Origin of the sequence: Paralcaligenes sp. KSB-10 (assembly GCF_021266465.1) — a bacterium.
Classification (GTDB): Bacteria; Pseudomonadota; Gammaproteobacteria; order Burkholderiales; family Burkholderiaceae_B.
On record NZ_CP089848.1, the window covers coordinates 3048889 to 3067764 of the forward strand.

An 18876-nucleotide genomic window follows, 5' to 3' on the forward strand; every position below is an offset into this window, starting at 1 on the left:
TTGAATAATATTAAATGAGGGTAATTACTTATGTGACAGTGTCATGAGCGAAGTGCGGTATGCCCGGCAGGGCGTGGCCAGTCATGCTAGGCTTGTGGTCGAAATCGAAATGCAATGGACCGCGGCACACGCTTTTGATAAGGAAAATGGATTGGCGACTGAAAAAATAAATGATGGCGTTCGCGCTGTGGATCGAGCACTGGATATCCTGATGGCTTTCACAGCAGCCGACTACGAGCTTTCGGCCAGCGAGTTGCTGAAACGAGTCGACCTGAGTCGCCCGACGCTCTATCGGCTCCTATATACGTTGCAACAAAGCGGATTCCTTATCTCCGTCGGAGAGCCGCAAAAATTTCGGATGGGGCCATCCGTTGCACATTTGGTGCATGTCTGGACATCCAGCCAGGATCTCAGCGAAGTCGCCAGACCCATATTGCGCAGAATCTGGGAACAAACGGCCGAAACCGTCGCCCTGTTTGTGCCGCAGGGCGCGTACCGAACGTGCATTGCTGAGCTCCCTAGCGCTCAACCGTTAAGCTTCAAGCGCGGGATAGGCTATCGCGAACGCATTGTTTTAGGCGCCAGCGGTAGGGTCATCCTTGCCTATGCAAACATTGGCGCCAGTGAATTGCGCGATTATGCGAAAGGCACTGGCGTCAACCTGAACAATTATCCTGAAGAGCTGGAGACCATCCGCCAACGTGGCTATGCCATCAGTAATGAAGAACTTATCAAGGGTGCCGTGGCCGTTGCGGCGCCGTTCTTCAATGGCGCGGGCCTGGTAGCCGGATCCATAGGCGTCTTCGGCCCAAGCGTACGCTTGAACCCAGTGCAAGTTGAAGAGTTCGGCAAGCTGCTCATGGCGGAAGCCAAATCCATGTCAAAAGCCCTGGGGCTTTTGTAGTTGTGTGACAAGATCAGGATCAAATCACTCCGCTTTTGCGCAACGCGTCCATTCTTGCGGCATCAATCCCCAGTGCCTCATAGACCTCGGTATTGTCCTGCCCCAGATTCGGGCCCGTGGCGCGCACCGCGCCGGGGGTTTTCTCGAAGCGGGGAACGACCCCCTGCATTTTCACCGGGCCCAGCGATCTGTCTTCAATTTGAATAATGCTTTCCCTGGCCACCACCTGCGGGTCTTTGAAAATATCGGCGATTGAATAGATCGGACAATGGGCAATGTCCGCCCTGGTCAGAGCCTGGCTGAGGGCATCGTAGGGCATGCCGCGCACCCACTCTTCCACCATGGCGTTCAATTTATGCCGATTCTTGACCCGATTTTCGTTGTCCGAAAACTCGGCCGATGCGATCAGTTGGGGCTTGCCCATCAAGGCCGCCAGGCGTTCCCACATGGGCTGCGCGCTGGCGTGCAAAGACACCCATTTATCGTCCAGGGTCTTGTAGGTATTGACCGGCGCCGCGTAGGCGCTGGTGTTGCCGTTTCTTTCCCTGACCACCCCCAGTTGATCGTACTCGATGGGCAGGAATTCCAGCAGCCTGAACATCGCCTCGGTGGCGGATAAATCGATATCCTGGCCCTGAGCCTGGTCTCCAGGCCCCGAACGCAGCTGGAGCAGCGCGGACAGAATCCCCAGCGCGCCAAACAAGCCCGCCACGGCATCGCCGATGGGATAGCCGTTATAAGAAGGCGGACGGTCTTCGGGGCCGGAAATATAGGTGTAGCCGGACAAGGCCTCGAACATCCGGGCGAATCCCGGGCGCGATTTATCCGGCCCGGTCTGGCCGAATCCGGTAACCCGCAACACCGTCAACTTCGGATTGACCGCGCGCAAGGTAGCGGCGTCCAGCCCCCATTTGTCCATCGTTCCGGTCCTGAAATTCTCCACCAGAACATCATGCCGGGCGACCAGATCAAGAAAAATCTCCCGCCCTTCGGCTGTTCGCACATCCAGCGTAATGCCGCGCTTGTTCCGGTTGGTGACTTTCCACCACAAGGGCACGCCGTCCTTGAACGGAGGCAGGGTTCTGAGTGAATCGCTGCCGCTGGGAAGCTCTATTTTCAGCACTTCGGCGCCCAGATCGGCCAACAGGGTGCTCGATAGCGGCCCCGCAATCAGCGTTGCCAGATCCAGAATACGCAACCCGCTTAAAGGACCCATTGCCTCAATCCACCTTCATGTTCAGGCGCTTTACGATGGCGCCGTATTGATCGTAATCCTGGCGTTCGCGTTTCTTGAAATCCGCCGGCCCTTCCGCCAGCACTTCGATTCCCAGCTGACTCATTTTGGCCTGGAAGCCTGGGTCTTTGAGTATCGTCTGCAGGTCCGAGTTTATTTTCTTCACGATGGCCGGCGGCGTACCTTTGGGAGCCAGCATGCCCAGCCAGGCGCCGCTGGAGAAGGGGCCGATTTGCGATGCCACGGTCGGTACCTCGGGCATGGACGGCAGCACCTGGCTCGATGTAATGCCGATAGCCCGCAGCGTGCCCGCCTTCACCAAAGGCGTGGTGACGGTGGCCGGCTCGCAAGCCACTTGTATGCGGCCTCCCAAAAGATCGGTCATGACCGCCGACGATGCCTTGTAAGGAACATGTGTCGTATTCAGTTGATATTTCGCCTTCAGCGTCTCCATCGTCAAATGGGAAATCGTGCCGCTGCCCGCCGAACCGTAATTGAGAGATCCGGGATGCTCTTTGGAGTACCTGATCAGGCCGGGAAAATCCTTGATGTCGGATTTGGAATTAACCACACAGACCAGCGGCATGGCCACGGTCAGGGTGATGTAGTCGAAATCCTTCAGCGGATCGTAATGCACGTTTTTATAGATATGCGGGTTGACCGCCAGGGCCGCCACGGCCGAAAACAGCAAGGTATAGCCGTCGGGCCTGGCCTTGGCGACCATCGCCGCGCCCAGGCTGCCGCCCGCCCCCGGCCGGTTCTCGACCAGCACCGACTGCTTCCAGAGGGTCGATAGTTTTTCGCCGATCATGCGGGCCACCAGATCGGTCACATTGCCCGCGGCATAGCTGACGACCAGTTTCACGGGTTCCTGCGGATAGCCGGCCGGGCTTGCCGCCGCCGGCACACCGGCGCAGGCAAAAAAAACGCCCAGCGCGGCGGCCAAAGATTTCTTGGGGAATCTCATCTTGTCTCCTTCTATTTATTACGCCCGAAGGCGGTCCACAAATGCTAGTCCGTGTCGGCCATAAACACATAATCAAATATTATTTCAATGTGATAAGATTTTTGTATGACCTCCATCAACCCACGTCTGGGCCAGCTGCGGCTCAAGCACCTCTTGCTGCTCAATCTGATCGACGAATTCAAGTCCATCAGCAAGGCGGCCAGCGCACTCAATCTGACACAGCCCGCCGTGAGCAGCATGCTCAAGGAACTCGAGGCCGTGTTTCATGCCGGCCTGGTAACCCGGACCCGGCAAGGAGCCATACTGACCGATGCCGGCAGGACCACGCGCGATCGACTTCACATCGCCTTGAATGAGCTGCAGGCCGCTCAAAACGCCAATATCACCGAACCCAACGGCAGCCACCTGCTCGTCGGCGCCTTGCCCATTGCGATGGTCGAACTTATTCCCCAGTCAATCGCCTGGCTGGTGAAAAACGATATACACCTGGTGTTGAAATTTTTTGAAGGGACCGTGTCCAGCGTCATTAACGATGTGCTGGAAAACAAGCTCGACTGCGCCATAGGGCGCATGGATGCCGTCAATTTCACGCCCGAAAGCATTCAGCAGCTATGCTTTGCACCCCTGCTGCCGATGTTTCTGGCCGTCGCATGCAGCATTAACAACCCCCTGGCGCGCAAGAAGAACATTTCTCTTGAAACACTGGCGGAACACGATTGGGTGGTAGTACCCAAGGGCTCGCAAACGCGTAATGCATTCGACCAGGCTTTCATTCAAAACGGTATTGTGCCGCCTGTGCCGTTGATAGAATCGTTTTCTTTTTTCTCGAATTTCCATATGGTTGGAGCCACGCCGCTGATCACCCTGGCGCCCCATCTGGCGGTACAACGCTACGCCGAGCTAAAGGTCATCAGCCCCGTTCGCTTTTCCTGGCCCACCTCGATCAGCCCCCTGCTGTTTATTTGCCGGCAAGAAAAAACCAAACTGGCGCCGATTCAGTTTTTACAGCAGGCGCTCACGGCAGCGGCACAGAAAATTGCGTGAGGTGCCGGGGACAAAAAGGGCAGGCACATTAACGGCAGGTGCAAGCACGCAAGTTCCAGGCATGCCGTGATGCAATTCCAGGCAAGCCCTAACGCGAGCCGTCTATCGGGGCTTGGGGTCAGGACCGGCGTAAGGCGTGCGCCGGATTTAGCTTGGCAAGGCGGGGGAAGTCGTCGGGCGCTGTCTGAACGGAGCCTCGCGTGCGAGGCGCAGTGAGTTCGACCGACGCCCGCCTTGACGAGCTAAATCCGGATGAAGCACGCCGTGCCGGTCCTGCCCCCAAGCCCCGATAGACGGCGTCTTAAAATACCAAAACGTCGAATCCCGTAAACACTCGAACCAAAAATGCGCCAGGCCCGCATTACGATGCATTAATCATCCGGCCCATGCATTACCCATCAAAGCCAATGCACAAACCCGGACCCGCACGATCACGCCGGCAGCGTGGCCTCGACCAGCTTCGACCAATACGTGGCGCCAATCGGCAGCAGCGCATCGTTAAAATCGTAATTCGAATTATGCAACTGACACGGCCCCATGCCGTGGTATGTATTCATACGATGGTCGCCATCCCCGTTGCCGATGAACAAATACGTTCCAGGAACTTTTTCCAGATAAAACGAAAAATCCTCCGCCCCCGTATGCGGCGGCGTATCGCGGTCGACCCGATCGGCGCCGAAAATCTTTTCGGCCACGCTCGCGGCGAAATCGGTTTGTTCAGGCCAATTGACCAGCGGCGGGTAGCAACGCACAAAATCCAGCTCGCCCGTGCCGCCATACGCTTCGCACAACTTCGTGACAATGCGGCGCATATTGTTTTCCATCAGGTCGAGCACCTCGACGCTATACGTCCGGACCGTGCCGCGTATGATCGCCTCGGACGGAATCACGTTGTAGGCGTCGCCCGCATGTATTTGCGTAATCGACAATACCGCCGTATCGATCGGATTCTTATTGCGGGTAATGAGGGTTTGCAGCGCCTGCACCATTTCCGTCGCAATCATGATCGGGTCGACGGACTTGTGCGGCTGCGCCGCATGGCCGCCCACCCCCTTGATGACAATATCGAACCGATTGCTCGACGCCATGGTGGGCCCCGCGCGGAATCCGAAAAATCCCTCTGCCATGCCGGGCATATTGTGCATGCCGTACACCACATCGCAAGGGAAACGCTCGAACAGGCCGTCATCCATCATGGCCTTGGCGCCCGCATTGCCGCCCTCTTCGGCCGGCTGGAAAATGAAGTTGACCACGCCGTCGAAATTGCGGTGCTTGGCCAGGTACTGTACGGCCCCCAGCAACATGGTGGTATGGCCGTCGTGCCCGCAGCCATGCATTTTCCCCGGATTCTTCGAACGATGCGCGAAACGATTGTTTTCCGGCATGGGCAAGGCATCCATATCGGCCCGCAAGCCGATGGACCGGGTGCTGGTTCCGGCCCTTAGCACGCCCACCACGCCCGTCTTGCCTAGGCCCGTATGCACCTCCAGGCCCAGCTCGGTCAGGCGTTTGGCCACCAGGGCCGAGGTACGCTGTTCGGTGAATGCCAATTCCGGATTGGCATGAATATCGCGGCGGATGGCGATCAATTCTTCGTGACTTTCTTCGATATCGGCTAACACACTCATGACAAGACCTCGTAAATAACTCTGTTCGCAAACAAACTACCCAAGACCATAAACCTGCGCCAGGCAATAATGCGGCGTCAGGGCGCTTTAAAAACCGAACGGCAAATTCATTACCATAATACAACCGCAGCCCTTATGACCGCTCCCCGTCAATGCGGCGACCCGCCGGGCACCCACAAGGGGCGCCTCTACAAAACCGGCAAATTGCATCTGTAGAGGCGGCCAATCAGATGCATTCCCGCACGAACTGGGCAACATGGGCGCTGAGGCGGCTCAGCGACTCTTGCAGTGCATTGAAGCCGCTGGACTTCTCATACGTATCTTCATCCATGTAAAGCTTGCGATTCACTTCGATCTGCAGGCTATGGCGATTTTCGTCGGGCCGGCCTATGCGCGCAATCAGGGCGACACCCTTGAACGGGTCGTTGCGCGCCACCGTGTAGCCGCGCCCCACCAGGAACTCTTCAATCGTCTCGATCAATGCCGGATCGCAGGTCACGCCGTCGCGATCGCCCAACACGAAATCGGCCAGAGGCGTGTCGGATTCGATCTCGAGCACCTCATACGAATTGGCCGGCATCGAGTGCAGGTTCAGGTGCCAGATACCGCCGAAACGCGCGTACGCCGCGTCTATCTGCTGAGTCAGCGCGGCATGGTAGGGTTGATGATAGCTGGCGATGCGGTTTTCAACTTCAGCCGCCTCGAGCTTGCGATCGTAAATCGCCTGCTTGCGGGCCAGCCGCCATATCAGGCCATGCCCCAGGCGCGTCTTCTCGGACGGGTGGAGCGCACTCGTCCATGGCTCGGCCAGCATATTGATGTCGATATCGTCGATCTCGCGATTGGGGTCGATATACGAACGCGGGAAATTGGCCGCCAGCAAACAAGCGCCCACGCCGGGAAGGGCCTGCCACAATTCATCGACGTAGGTATCTTCGCCCGAGCGCAAAATCGATGCGGGCAGGCAACTGCCGAAATCCTTGGGATAGATGACGCCGCTATGAGGCGAATCGCAGATCAATGGAATCGGGTCTTGAGTCGGCAGGGACAATGTAAAGGGGTCAAAGTCTGCGTCGGCGAACTGGAAATTCATTGAATGGCTCCTCGAATGGGTGGGTGATCGGGCGGCCGCAAGGGCCGTCTCTACGAAATTCAGCATGTCGGCATATGATTCATTACGGAATTCAGCGTACCAGCATATCGCACACTACGAAACTCAGCCTGCCGGCATGTCGTTCAGGTGGCAGGCGCTCAGGTGCTGAAGCCTGATTTCCTTGACGGTGGCGGCATGCCCGGCGGCGCCTGTTTCGCGCGTGGCAGCATGCCCGCCTATCTCCGGCGCGCCACCACCTGCGGGAACGCCGACATCCGGCCCCGCCGCCCCGACGGGCATCGCTTCGCCGCCGGCTGGCCGCCCGATTTCCCTTAATACCGGCCGCTCTTCGCGGCAGCGCGGCATGGCCTGGGGGCAACGCGGGTGGAATGGACAGCCCGACGGCGGATCGATGGGCGAAGGCAGCTCGCCCTTGATGGGATCGAACTGCCGATGATCGGCCCTGAGCCTGGGCAGTTCCTTGATCAAGGCCTGCGTGTAAGGATGATTGGCGGCCGTGAAGATGGTTTCGGTTGGAGCGATTTCAACAATGCGCCCCAGATACATAATGGCCACGCGATCGGAAATATGACTGACCACGCCCAGATTATGGCTGATGAAAAAGTATGTCAGCGCAAATTCCTTGCGCAGTTCGATGAACAGATTCAGGACCTGGGCCTGAATCGACACGTCGAGCGCCGCCACGGCTTCATCGCACACAATCACCGCCGGCTTCATGGCCAAGGCCCTGGCCACGCCAATGCGCTGGCGCTGGCCGCCGGAAAACTGATGCGGATAACGGAAGCGGTAAGCGGGATCCAGGCCTACTTTTTTCATCAGCCCCGATACATAGGCCTCTTTCTCGGCCCGCTTTATCATGCCATGCGCCAGGGGCGCTTCGCCGATGATATCGATGACCCGCATGCGCGGGTTGAGCGAGGAGAAAGGATCCTGGAAAATCATTTGCACGCTCAGCTCGAACTCGTGCCGTGCCGCGGCATTGAAGGTATCGATGGCGCGGCCCTTGTAGAAGATCTGGCCCCGGGTGGGCGGCAGGATCCCCGTAAGCATGCGGCCCAGGGTCGATTTGCCGCAGCCCGACTCGCCCACCACTCCGATGACTTCGCCCGCGATAATATCCAGGTCGACCCCGGCCACCGCCTGCACCGGCCGCGGCGCGGGCTTGCCCTTCAGCAGGCGGCCGATCCGATCGACCATGTCTTGCGGCTGCACATATAGGCGCTCGAGCTGGCGTACGCCCAGGATGATCTCGTTATTGTCCGGACTCATGCGACCCCCTTGTGCCAGCAACTGACCTGGTGCATGGGCCCTGTTTCTTCGAGTTGCGGGGGCTCGATGCACTTGGAGGTCGCCCGGTAGCAGCGGGTACGGAAAGGGCAGCCTTCTGGCATGCTCAGCAGCGATGGGGTCGAACCCGGAATCTGGAACAGTTCTTTCCCGCGCGTCTCGAGCGTGGGAATAGAGGCCATCAGGCCATGGGTATAGGGATGCTGGGCCGCGCGGATGATCTCGTCGGTATAAGCGGTTTCGACGATGCGCCCCGCATACATGACCGCCAGCCGATCGGCCAGCCCCGACACAATGGCCAGATCGTGCGTGATCCAGATCAGTGCCGTACCCATCTCGCGGCACAGCTTTTGCACCTCGTACAGGATCTGCCCTTGTATGGTCACATCGAGCGCCGTCGTGGGCTCGTCGGCGATAATCAGTTTCGGCTCGTTCAGCAGCGCAATGGCAATGGCAATGCGCTGGCGCATGCCGCCCGATAGATGATGGGGATAAACGCTCATGCGTTCCGCCGGAGCCGGAATCCCCACCTTGCCCAGCACCTCGATGGACCGCGCCCGCGCCGCCGCCCGCGAAACCGAACTATGCGCCCGCACCGCCTCGATCATTTGCGTGTCGATGCGCAAAGTGGGATTCAAGGTCATCATGGGATCCTGGAAGATCATCGCCATGTCTTTGCCGCGCAGGGAACGGTACTGCTCGGCGCTAAGCGCCTGCAGATCCAGACCATTGAAGAACAGGCGGTCGGCCTGTATCTTGCCCGGCTTGTCGACCAGGTTCATCAGGGAAAAGCCGGTCATGCTTTTGCCCGAACCCGACTCCCCCACCAGGCCCAAAATTTCGCCGGCCTTCAATTGCAGGGAAACGCCATCGACGGCCTTGAGCACACCGTCGCGGGTGTAGAACCAGGTTTTCAGGCCCTGCACATCAAGTAGCCACTCGCTGGAAGAGGATGCCGCTGTGGTCGTCAAGAAAATGCTCCCCTAGGTCGCGTTGCGCGGGTTGAGGATGTCGCGCAAATGATCGCCAACCAGATTGATCGCCACGACCACCAGCGCCAGGGCGATTCCCGGAAAGAATGAAATCCAGTAGTTTCCGGACATCAGGAATTCGAAACCATTGGCAATCAGCATGCCCAGCGACGGCTCGGTGACCGGCACGCCCACCCCCAGGAACGACAAGGTGGCTTCCAGCGCAATGGCATGGGCCAGATCGATGGTGGCAATGACCATGAGCGGAGGAATGCAATTGGGAAACAGGTGGCGCCACAAAATGCGCCGCCATGATAAAGACAGGCAGCGTGCGGCCTCGACGTACTCTTTGTTGCGCTCGACGATGGCGGCCCCCCGGGCGGCCCGGGCGAAATACGCCCATTGCACAGCCACCAGGGCATAAATGACCTTGTCCACCCCTTTGCCCAGGACGGCCAGCAGGATCAAGGCCACCAGGATAGACGGAAACGACAGCTGGATATCGACGATGCGCATCAGCAGCGCATCGATACGGCCGCCGAAATACGCCGAGATCAAGCCCACCGCGGACCCGATTGCAAAAGCCACCGAGACCGATACAAAGCCTACGATAAGGCTTGTGCGCATGCCGTACAGAATGGCGGAGAACACATCGCGCGATTGGCCGTCGGTGCCCAGCCAGTAGGTCATGGCGCCGCTGCCGCTGACGGACCCCGGCGGCAGCTTTGAATCCATGATGTCCAGGCTACCGATGTCGAACGGATTCTGGGGTGCGATCCACGGGGCAAAAATCGCCAGGCACAGGAACAGGACCAGCAGGATCAAACCCACCACCGCCAGCTTGCTGGCAAAGAACTGCTCGAGGAAAACCCGCAGCATGCTGTCGCGGGGAGCGACAACATCGGGAGCTTCGACCGCCGAATTCGCAATGCTCATGAGCCTCCTCCCAGACGTACGCGCGGATCCAGTATGGTGTAGGCGATATCGACGGCCAGATTCAGCAGCGCCAGGAATACGACCGTGAGCATCAGGTACGCCACCACCACCGGCCGATCGAGCGTGATGATGGAATCGATCAGCAGCTTGCCCATGCCCGGCCAGGAAAAAACCGTTTCGGTCACCACCGCAAACGCGAACACCTGGCCATATTCCAGCCCCCCTATCGTGATGATGGGAATAAGGATGTTCTTGAGCAAATGCAAGCCCAGCACGCGCCTTTCGGTCAGGCCCTTGGCGCGCGCGAACTTGATGTAATCGAGCGGCAGGCACTCGCGGGTTGCTGCCCGCGTAACGCGGATAATCAGCGCGCATTTGGCCGTGGCTATCGTGGCGGCCGGCAAAATAAGGTTGCGCCAGCCTTCCAGGCTAAAGACACTGAGCTGTATCGGCCCGAACGATTCGACCGGCCCGCGCCCGCCCGCCGGCAGCCAACCGAGCATTACGGCAAACACCATGATCAGCATCAGGCCGACCCAGAAATTGGGCAGCGAAAAGCCCAGCACCGAGCCGGTCATGATGGAACGGGCGCTGACGCTTTCGGGTTTCAGGCCCGCATAAATACCCAGCGGCACGCCGATGAGCAATGACAGCAGCATGGCCACCGTGGCCAGTTCCAGGGTTGCCGGCATGCGATCGAGAATCAGGCGCATGGCCGGCTCGCCGGTTAGAAAGCTGTTGCCGAAATCGAGGTGCGCCGCTTTGCTGAGAAAAATGAAATACTGGTGCCACAGGGGCAGGTTCAGGCCCAGCGACTGACGTATGAGCTCGCGCTCGGCGTCAGTCGCTTCGGGGCTGGCCAGCATGGACACCGGATCGCCCACCAGATACAGCCCGGCAAACACCAGCGCCGACATGACCAGGACTACGACAACAGTCTGGAGCAGGCGGCGAATGATAGTCGACAACACCCCGGCAGCCTTCCTTCTACTTGGCCAGGGTCATGTCTTGAGCCAGGGTCATTTGGTCGGCACGCCCGCCATAACGGATGTCTTTCTTCATGGCCCAGACCGACAGCTCGAACTGCAGCGGCAAAATGGCGTAGTCATCCATGGCCATGTTTCCGGCCTGCTGCAGCATTTCGGAACGCTTGTTGTCGTCCAGCGTTTTGGAGGCATCAAGCACCAGTTTGTCGAGCGCCGGGTTGGAGTAATGGCTCCAGTTGGTGGTGCCCAGACCCAGCTTGGGATCTTTGGTAACGACCAGGGCCGTTAGCGGATTGAGCATTTCGCCCGAACTGGCCGCCCAGCCTGCCAGATAGGTACTGAACGAATAGCTGTCGCGCTTCTTGAAGAACACGGGCGGCGCCATGGTTTCGACATTGGCCTTGACACCTATGCGCGCCCACAAAGAGGCCACGGTCTGGGCGATGCGCTGATCGTTGGTGTAGCGTCCGGCGGGCGACCCCAGGGATATGGTGAAACCCTTGGCATAGCCGGCGGCGGCCAGCAGCTCTTTGGCTTTGGCCACGTTGACGGCGGGCACGGTGGAGTATTTTTTCGATGCGCCGAAAGCGGGATAAGCCAGCAGATTGGCCGCCGGCTGGGCCACGCCGCCCATGATGCGCGCCACAATGGCCTTGCGGTCGATAGCCAGCGACAAGGCTTCGCGCACTCGCTTGTCGGCAAGCGGGTTCTTGCCATCGGTGCCCGACATGCCCGGCGGCACTTCCTTGGACTGGTTCAGGGCCACATAGATAACCCGCACCGAGGGTGTTTCCTGGATGTACAGCTTCTTGTCTTTCTGCAGCCTGGGCAAATCGTCGGTCGGGGGATCTTCGATCACATCGACGTCACCCGCAAGCAGGGCAGCCACCCGTGCGGCCGAATTCGTGATTGGACGGTAAACCACCTTGTCCCAGGCGGGCTTCTTGCCCCAATAGTACGGGTTGCGTTCGAGCACTATTTCAGCGCCGCGCTTCCAGGAAACGAATTTGTAGGGACCGGTGCCCACCAGGCCATCGCCGCGATTCAGCTCGACCGTAGTCTTGCCTTCGGGCGCCGGCCCGGAAGCGGCCTTCTTGGACATGATGGGAACCATGGACAAATTGGCCAGCAGCACAGGCGACGGACCCTTGGTGGTAATTTTGACCGTGAGCGGATCGACCTTCTCGACCTTGGCCACCGAGCTCAGGTACAAGGTGTAGGACGAAGGGCTATTGGGAACGAGCGGGACGCGCGCATAGGTAAACAGTACATCGTCGGCCGTAAACGGCGAGCCGTCGGAAAACTTGACATTGGGGCGCAACTTGAACAGCCATACATTGCCGTCGACCTTCCAGGATTCGGCCAGGGACGGAACCGGCTTGGCATTGCCATCGGTACGCACCAGAGGATCGAACATCGTTTCAGACAACTGAGTATTGGGAGTAAGCGAATGGAACTGCGGATCCATGGAACTGGGTTCGGAACGCAGCGCGATCGTCAGATCGCGCGCCTGCACCACACCGCCCGCGCAAAGGAAACTGACGGCCATCGCTGACAGCAGGACTGTTTTACGAATTAACTTCATGGTTATGCTGCCCTTTATTAAAAATTAACGGGGTAAGCCAAAACACGATCAAACGGGAAAAACAAATCGAGGTACCGCAAGGCGCCAGCGGCAATCTGCTGCGCCGTATGGGGAACATACTACACCCGCTTATTATGCAAAAAAATAATATGTATTTAATTACCCGGCGACGGTTCCCGATAGATAGCAGCATGCCGTCGCGGTGCACAAAACGGATAGGTATTGGCCCCCAATGCAATCAGGCTTGATTCGATTGGAAAAATATAAGGCCCCCGCAGACCCGTCAAGCCAAACCTTGCCAATAGAAGGGAGTGTAGCGACCGAACGCCAATTAAAAGATCAGTGTTTTCCCGAGGCGGGCCCGATAACGGTACAACTTTGGACAGATGATCTGGCTACCGCGCCTGAAAATGCGCCACAAGAGCCCCGACCATGCTGTCTCCCATCAATTCCCGGGTCTCCTGGGAACCGCTACCCATGTGCGGCGACAACACGACCCGATCGCTATTGCGCAATTCGGTGGGTACATCAGGCTCGTTCTCGAATACATCCAGCCCAGCTCCCGCCAGAGCACGATTTTCGAGTGCCTCGATCAATGCCCGCTCGTCAACGACCGAGCCACGGGAAATATTCACCAGGAAGCCATTGGGGCCGAGCTGCCCGATGACCGCCCGGTCGACCAGATGCCTCGTCGCCGCGCCGCCGGGACAGGTTACGACCAGCATATCCGCCCAATGCGCCATTTGGAGAAGGTCCGGGAAGTACAGATACGGCACAGGCTTGGGCCGTGGACCGAAGTAGGCGATCTCGGCCTTCATGCTGTCAAGGCGGCGAGCCAGCGCAGACCCTATATGGCCCAGGCCGATTATTCCGGCCTTCAAGGACCGAACCGATCTTCCAAGGGGAAATGCCTCGGAAGGCCATCGGCCATCGCGCACGAAGTCATGCCCGTTATGCACGCCCCGCGCTATCGAAATAATCAGGCACAGACCCAAATCGGCAACATCTTCAGCCAGGGCTTCGGAAGTGTTGTGCACGGCTATACCCCTGGCCTGGGCCGCCGCGACATCCACGCCCTCCAGGCCCGCGCTATAGCTGGATATGACTTCCAGGGCCGGCAGCCGCTGGATCATGGCCGCATCGATTTTCCGCTTTCGTACCGCAATGCCCCGTATTTCGGCGCCATGCTCCAACAAAAGCGCGTCGATGTCGCCGGCCTCTTTGGGCAAGGCCAATACTGTGAATTGCTCACGCAATGCCTGCTCCGCCTTGCCGGGAAGTTCGGCGGCCTGAAGTATCTTGATTTTCTTGTTCATGGCTAAATCCTGCTTGAAATTTCAGACGGCACTATAGAGCACAATCACGTTAAATAGTAAACGCTAAAGCTCGTACGCCCGGACGAGAAACCCGCAAGAGGGCCGGCCTTAGAAGCCGTACAGCTCGGCCGGATTATCCACCCATATTTTCCGGCAAACCGACTCGTCATCGACCAGCGACCTTAGCCACTCGAGCAATTGAGCATCGTCGGGGGCCGTCGCCGCACCGGGGTGTGGCCAATTGCTTCCCCACAGGCAGCGTTCCGGATAGCGCCGGGCCAGGACACTTGCCAGGCAGGCGATGTCATCGTAATGCGGCGGCCCGGCCCGCGATGTCTCATAAGGAGCGGAAAGCTTGATCCAGCAGCGTCCGCCATCGAGCAGCCGGCAAAGCGCGGCAAACGGTTCGCTGTCGGGCGCCACGGGTTCAAGGAACTTGCCCGTATGATCGATCACGAGACGGCCCGGCAGGCCGCGCAACATGGATTCGCGCTCAGGAAATTCCCGCCCGTCGAACTGCAAATTGATGTTCCAGCCCAGCGCGGCGCACTGCGCCGCCGACTCGGGCAGGCCGTCCCAGGGCAGGATGCCGCCAGCCAGCATGATGTAGCGTACGCCGCGTATCCCTTTGCGATGAAAGCGTTCCAGCTCGGCCTCATCCGCTCCCGCCGGCACGACGGCAATACCCCGTGCGCCGGCACCCAGTTGCTCCAGCGCCGCCAATAGGCAGCGATTGTCGGCGCCATAGGCCGTTGGCTGTACCAGTATGGCGCGTGACAATCCAAGCAATGGCTGCATTGCCCGATAAGCGGACAAAGGCGCGTTCGGTGGCCGAGACACCGCGCTCGCCGCAAGCGGATAAGCCTCTTCGTAGATATGGATATGGCAGTCGCAAGCCCCCGGATACCCCGGCGCGGCATCGACAGGGCTCAGCATGCGGCGCCAGGTGCGCCGGCGAGCGAATCGCAACGCCACTTGCCAAGCCGGCGGGCATGCCCGGCATTCACCGCCCCCACCGGTATTTCTCCCTGAAAGAGCGTCTTGACCTGGCTGACCGTTTCCAGGGCCTGGTGCTCTATCGCCCCCGGTGTAAGGCCGCCCACATGAGGCGTGGCAATCACACGCGGATGGGATGCCAGCGATAGCGAAGGCATCTGGTCGCGCGCACGCCCGACATCCAGCGCACAGCCCGCCAGATGTCCGGACTCCAGCGCCGCGAGCAGTGCCGCCTCGTCGACCAGTTCGCCACGTGCGGTGTTGATGAAACACGCGCCCGGCTTCATGGCGGCAAACGCTTTCGCGTCCATCATGTTTGCTGTTTCGGCATTCGAAATCGCCAGGCAAACGACAAAATCGGACTCATGCAGCAAGGCCGGCAATTCCACCTGGCGCACGGCGCCCGGTTCAATGGCGACATACGGATCCGACACCAGCACGCGCATGCCAAAGGCCTGCGCGAGCTGGCACAGGTAGCGGGAAATACGGCCATAGCCGATAATGCCCAGGACAGCGCCGCGCAATTCACGCCCCATCGCCGGGATGGGCGCCACGCCGCGATGATAAGAAGCCGCATAGGAACTGGTTGCGCGGGCAAGGTCGAGCATCGCCCCTATCACCCACTCCGACACAGCCGGCACAAAACCGGCGCTTGCCTGCGTCACAAGAATGCCCTGCTCGCTGGCCGCCGCCACATCGATGGTGCTGATATCCACCGCACACCGCACAAACGCCGCCAGATTCGGCAAGGCGCTGAACAAGGCGCGCGGCGCCGAAGTCTGCCGGTAGGCGATGATGGCGTCGCTGTGCATGGCCGCGTCGATCAGCTCGCTGATCGAGAGTTCACGCCGCTCCGGATTGAATTGCACGGTGGCGATCGCCTTGAGTGCGTCGATGGCCTTGGCGCCAAAGTAATGCTCCAGCAAATTCTGCGGGTGACTGACAAATACGGAATTCATGTTCTGCTTTTGGAAGGTTCTGTTCAAGCAGTGCGCGTTGAACGGGAGGATGGCGCCGCGACGGACTCGCGCTCGACAAGTTTTATATCGGTGAAAATGGTTTCGCTCGATTCAGCGCGCGAGGCGTCGCCGCGGCCGATCACGCGCTCGACCATGGCCGCGGCCATGGTCGAAACGGGGAACTGCACCGTGGTGAGCGTTGGGTTCGACATTGCCGACAGGAACAAGCCGTCCATGCCGACCACCGAGACGTCCCTGGGCACATGCAGGCCGGCTTCGCGCAGGCCCGCCATCAGGCCCAGTGCCATCAGATCGTTCACGGCCACAATACCCGTGGGCGGTTGCGGATCACCGGCCAACTGGCGCGCCAGCGCGGTACTGGCTTCGCCAATGATCGAATCGCCGTATTCGTGCAGCGGCCCGGCGTCGAACACCCGGCTGCTGGCGCGCAGTCCGGCCTCGTCGACGGCGGACCAGAACCCCTCGATCTTGTCCTTGCGGCTCATGGTCATTCCGGACATCGTGACAAAAGCCAGGCGCTTGTGGCCATGCGCAATAAGATGGCGCGTGGCCATGCGCGCCGCCGCAACGCTATCGATGGTGATGTGGTCCACGCCCGGCCGGTCGCCAGGCACGGCCCGGCGGTCATAGCTTACGACCGTCATGCCGCGCTCGGCGGCGAGTTCGAGGTGGCGCTCGTCGGCCAGCGACGAAATCACGATTACACGCCGCACCCCATGTGCAAGCAGGTCTTCGAAGAACGAGGTTTCTTTTTCCTTGTCGCGATACGCGTTGCAGATCAACACCCGATAGCCGTGCCGCTCTTGGGCGATTTGCTCGATTTCCCGCGCAATGTAGCCGTACATGGGATTGGCGATCGATGGCACGAGCAAGCCGATGAATGTGGAATGGCCGGTCTTTAACTGGCGCGCCACCGTACTCGGCCCGTATTGAAGTTCCGCAATCGCGGCCCGCACCCGCTCCAGGGTTTCCTGGCGCATCTGGCCGGTGCGCCCGTTGAGCACATTGGACACGGTGCTGGCCGAAACGGCAGCATGTTTGGCAACGTCATGTATCGTGGACATAGTGGATTTTTGCTTACAAGCCGAACCGGCTGGGCAGCCACTCGGAAAAGGATGGAACCAGTATTAATAACACAAGCGTCATGGCGAGCACTATCAGGTATTTCAGCATCGGCCGCGCAACGTTCTTGACCTCTGTGCCGGTAATTGCGCACGTGGCAAAAAGGCCGATTCCGACCGGTGGCGCAAACAGGCCCAGGCCCATGGCTACCACGATCACCGTGCCGAAGTGCAGTGGATTGATGCCCAATTGTATGGCGAGTGGGGTCAGCAAGGGCCCGAAAATAATAAGCGCGGGCGCGCCTTCCAGCACCGAACCGAACACAACCATGATCAGCGCGGACAGCAGCAGAAACATTGTGGCGCCGTAATGATGGGCGAACTCCAGGAGGAATCCGGAGATCAGTACGGGAATCTGCTGGATGGTCAAGGCAAACGACAGGCTCGATGCCGCGGCCACGATAAACAGAATGCCGCCCGCCATCGCCGCGCCGCGCACGAACAATTGCACCACCGAGCGCAGGGTCAATTCCCTGAAGGCAAGCCAGCCCACCACCAGCGCATAAACGACGGCGAAAGACGATACTTCGGTCGAGGTTGCGATGCCGGAGGTAACGCCCTTGCCTATCATGGTGATCATGACAAGCGCCACGAAAGCGCCGCCCAGCAGCGGCAGGAGCGCCCGGCGCGTCCCCAGGGAGCTGAGATCGATCTTGCGGCCAAACAGTATGGCCATCACCGCCAGCGACAACGCCAGCACCGCGGCAGGTACCACACCGGCCAGAAACAGGCCGGCAATGGAAATATTCGCCACGAAACCCATGATGATCATATTGACGCATGGCGGAATGGTTTCGGCCATGACCGCGCTGCACGCCAACAAAGCGGCGGCCTCGTTCGGATCCTGGCGGCTTTGCCGTACTGCGGGCATCACCACCCCGCCTACGGCGGCGACATCGGCCAATTTCGAGCCCGATACGCCCGAGAAGAAGGCCGTGGCGAAGATGATGATCAGTCCAAAGCCGCCCCGCACGCGGCCGAATAGGCGCAACAGCAGTTCGATCAGCCGTGAAGACATGCCGTTGGACTCCATGAGCAGGCCCGCCAGCACGAAGAAAGGAATCGCCAGCAACACGAAGTTGTTCGCACCGGCCATGACCTGCTGCGAGTACACCAGAATAGGCAGCGATGGATCGGCAAGGAAGAACAGCAGCGATGAAAAGGCCAGTACAAAGCCAATGGGAACGCCCAGGGCCAGGCTGCCCACAAAGCCCACGGCCAGGAGGACACCGGGCGAAAGGGCATAAGCCGGCACGGCCAGGTTCCAGGCCACCACGCCCGCCGCAACCCCTATACACGCGGCCAGGGTGCCCAGCACTATCCGCGGCGCGCCATTGAGGGCATTGCCCAGCGCGAAAATCGTCATGAACGCGCTACCGATCAGCACCGGATAGGTGTTGATCCATCCCGGCAGGCCGCTGGGCGTCATCTGCTCGTACGAATCCAGCAACAGCAGGTACGACGATGCGCACAGGCTGACCGAGGCTCCCGCGATGATCCAGTGGCTTACGTGAATCAGCGCCGGCTGCCAGCGCGCCGGCAGCATCCCCCGAAACAGATCGATGCCCACATGCTGGCTGCGCCCGAGCACCGAAGCGGCACCGAAAAACACCAGCACGATCATCAGCGCTTCCGCGACCTCTTCGGCCCAATCGACCGGATCATGCAAAAAATAACGATAGATGACCGACACGAAAACCACGCCCACATCGGCCGCCAGCACGGCGGCGGACAGGTGCTCCACCACGCACATCAGCATCTTCAACGCACGGTCGATCGACATACGCCGAGCCGCCGCGGATGGCGG

Annotated in this window: 16 protein-coding genes; 2 read left to right on the top strand and 14 right to left on the bottom strand. The window is 59.6% G+C overall.

Annotation, left to right across the window (positions count from 1 at the left end; translation table 11 throughout):
- Positions 1-43 precede the first annotated feature (43 nt).
- Positions 44-904 (top strand): IclR family transcriptional regulator, encoded by an 861-nt coding sequence (locus tag LSG25_RS14030; RefSeq protein WP_370635876.1) that lies wholly within the window; start codon positions 44-46, stop codon positions 902-904.
- A gap of 19 nt (positions 905-923) precedes the next feature.
- On the opposite strand, the gene LSG25_RS14035 is transcribed toward LSG25_RS14030, so the two are convergent.
- Together LSG25_RS14035 and LSG25_RS14040 are read right to left on the bottom strand one after the other, a co-directional pair.
- Positions 924-2120: a CaiB/BaiF CoA-transferase family protein gene (locus LSG25_RS14035; protein WP_232741534.1), complete on the bottom strand. Its 1197-nt coding sequence runs from the start codon at positions 2118-2120 to the stop codon at positions 924-926.
- A 4-nt stretch (positions 2121-2124) separates the two neighbouring features.
- Positions 2125-3105: a tripartite tricarboxylate transporter substrate binding protein gene (locus LSG25_RS14040; RefSeq protein WP_232741535.1), complete on the bottom strand. Its 981-nt coding sequence runs from the start codon at positions 3103-3105 to the stop codon at positions 2125-2127.
- A gap of 105 nt (positions 3106-3210) precedes the next feature.
- Between LSG25_RS14040 and LSG25_RS14045 the strand changes: the two genes are divergently transcribed.
- Positions 3211-4149, top strand: coding sequence for a LysR substrate-binding domain-containing protein (locus LSG25_RS14045; protein WP_232741536.1), 939 nt, complete (start codon positions 3211-3213; stop codon positions 4147-4149).
- A 431-nt stretch (positions 4150-4580) separates the two neighbouring features.
- Here LSG25_RS14045 and LSG25_RS14050 read toward each other — a convergent pair whose 3' ends face one another.
- The 12 genes from LSG25_RS14050 to LSG25_RS14105 form a co-directional block, all read right to left on the bottom strand.
- Positions 4581-5777: a M20 aminoacylase family protein gene (locus tag LSG25_RS14050; protein ID WP_232741537.1), complete on the bottom strand. Its 1197-nt coding sequence runs from the start codon at positions 5775-5777 to the stop codon at positions 4581-4583.
- A gap of 226 nt (positions 5778-6003) precedes the next feature.
- Entirely contained in the window at positions 6004-6870 is an 867-nt protein-coding gene (locus LSG25_RS14055) for an N-formylglutamate amidohydrolase (protein ID WP_232741538.1), read from the bottom strand.
- 123 nt (positions 6871-6993) lie between these two features.
- Positions 6994-8160 (bottom strand): ABC transporter ATP-binding protein, encoded by a 1167-nt coding sequence (locus LSG25_RS14060; protein WP_232741539.1) that lies wholly within the window; start codon positions 8158-8160, stop codon positions 6994-6996.
- The gene (locus LSG25_RS14065) at positions 8157-9149 is read right to left on the bottom strand and encodes an ABC transporter ATP-binding protein (RefSeq protein WP_232741540.1); all 993 of its coding nucleotides are present in this window, start codon (positions 9147-9149) and stop codon (positions 8157-8159) included. Before LSG25_RS14065 ends, LSG25_RS14060 begins: the two co-directional genes overlap by 4 nt.
- Positions 9150-9161: 12 nt before the next feature.
- Positions 9162-10085 (bottom strand): ABC transporter permease, encoded by a 924-nt coding sequence (locus LSG25_RS14070; RefSeq protein WP_232741541.1) that lies wholly within the window; start codon positions 10083-10085, stop codon positions 9162-9164.
- Entirely contained in the window at positions 10082-11056 is a 975-nt protein-coding gene (locus LSG25_RS14075; protein WP_232741542.1) for an ABC transporter permease, read from the bottom strand. The genes LSG25_RS14070 and LSG25_RS14075 overlap by 4 nt, the downstream gene beginning before the upstream one ends.
- Positions 11057-11072: 16 nt before the next feature.
- Positions 11073-12620: an ABC transporter substrate-binding protein gene (locus LSG25_RS14080; RefSeq protein ID WP_232744701.1), complete on the bottom strand. Its 1548-nt coding sequence runs from the start codon at positions 12618-12620 to the stop codon at positions 11073-11075.
- 431 nt (positions 12621-13051) lie between these two features.
- Positions 13052-13972 carry a 2-hydroxyacid dehydrogenase gene (locus LSG25_RS14085; RefSeq protein WP_232741543.1) on the bottom strand — a complete coding sequence of 307 codons (921 nt, stop codon included), beginning with the start codon at positions 13970-13972 and terminating at the stop codon, positions 13052-13054.
- A gap of 108 nt (positions 13973-14080) precedes the next feature.
- Positions 14081-14908: an amidohydrolase gene (locus LSG25_RS14090; RefSeq protein WP_232741544.1), complete on the bottom strand. Its 828-nt coding sequence runs from the start codon at positions 14906-14908 to the stop codon at positions 14081-14083.
- Positions 14902-15927 carry a hydroxyacid dehydrogenase gene (locus tag LSG25_RS14095; protein WP_232741545.1) on the bottom strand — a complete coding sequence of 342 codons (1026 nt, stop codon included), beginning with the start codon at positions 15925-15927 and terminating at the stop codon, positions 14902-14904. Before LSG25_RS14095 ends, LSG25_RS14090 begins: the two co-directional genes overlap by 7 nt.
- A gap of 23 nt (positions 15928-15950) precedes the next feature.
- Positions 15951-17012 (bottom strand): LacI family DNA-binding transcriptional regulator, encoded by a 1062-nt coding sequence (locus LSG25_RS14100; RefSeq protein ID WP_232741546.1) that lies wholly within the window; start codon positions 17010-17012, stop codon positions 15951-15953.
- Positions 17013-17025: 13 nt separating this feature from the next.
- Positions 17026-18852, bottom strand: a complete 1827-nt coding sequence (locus LSG25_RS14105) for a TRAP transporter large permease subunit (RefSeq protein ID WP_232744702.1) — start codon at positions 18850-18852, stop codon at positions 17026-17028.
- Positions 18853-18876: the final 24 nt, after the last annotated feature.

What these genes read in the sequence shown, in the direction of transcription:
- LSG25_RS14030 (WP_370635876.1), top strand. Translation starts at nt 44, where the DNA reads ATGAGCGAAGTGCGGTATGCCCGGCAGGGCGTGGCCAGTCATGCTAGG.
- LSG25_RS14035 (WP_232741534.1), bottom strand. Translation starts at nt 2,120, where the DNA reads ATGGGTCCTTTAAGCGGGTTGCGTATTCTGGATCTGGCAACGCTGATT.
- LSG25_RS14040 (WP_232741535.1), bottom strand. Translation starts at nt 3,105, where the DNA reads ATGAGATTCCCCAAGAAATCTTTGGCCGCCGCGCTGGGCGTTTTTTTT.
- LSG25_RS14045 (WP_232741536.1), top strand. Translation starts at nt 3,211, where the DNA reads ATGACCTCCATCAACCCACGTCTGGGCCAGCTGCGGCTCAAGCACCTC.
- LSG25_RS14050 (WP_232741537.1), bottom strand. Translation starts at nt 5,777, where the DNA reads ATGAGTGTGTTAGCCGATATCGAAGAAAGTCACGAAGAATTGATCGCC.
- LSG25_RS14055 (WP_232741538.1), bottom strand. Translation starts at nt 6,870, where the DNA reads ATGAATTTCCAGTTCGCCGACGCAGACTTTGACCCCTTTACATTGTCC.
- LSG25_RS14060 (WP_232741539.1), bottom strand. Translation starts at nt 8,160, where the DNA reads ATGAGTCCGGACAATAACGAGATCATCCTGGGCGTACGCCAGCTCGAG.
- LSG25_RS14070 (WP_232741541.1), bottom strand. Translation starts at nt 10,085, where the DNA reads ATGAGCATTGCGAATTCGGCGGTCGAAGCTCCCGATGTTGTCGCTCCC.
- LSG25_RS14080 (WP_232744701.1), bottom strand. Translation starts at nt 12,620, where the DNA reads ATGGCCGTCAGTTTCCTTTGCGCGGGCGGTGTGGTGCAGGCGCGCGAT.
- LSG25_RS14085 (WP_232741543.1), bottom strand. Translation starts at nt 13,972, where the DNA reads ATGAACAAGAAAATCAAGATACTTCAGGCCGCCGAACTTCCCGGCAAG.
- LSG25_RS14090 (WP_232741544.1), bottom strand. Translation starts at nt 14,908, where the DNA reads ATGCTGAGCCCTGTCGATGCCGCGCCGGGGTATCCGGGGGCTTGCGAC.
- LSG25_RS14095 (WP_232741545.1), bottom strand. Translation starts at nt 15,927, where the DNA reads ATGAATTCCGTATTTGTCAGTCACCCGCAGAATTTGCTGGAGCATTAC.
- LSG25_RS14100 (WP_232741546.1), bottom strand. Translation starts at nt 17,012, where the DNA reads ATGTCCACGATACATGACGTTGCCAAACATGCTGCCGTTTCGGCCAGC.
- LSG25_RS14105 (WP_232744702.1), bottom strand. Translation starts at nt 18,852, where the DNA reads ATGTCGATCGACCGTGCGTTGAAGATGCTGATGTGCGTGGTGGAGCAC.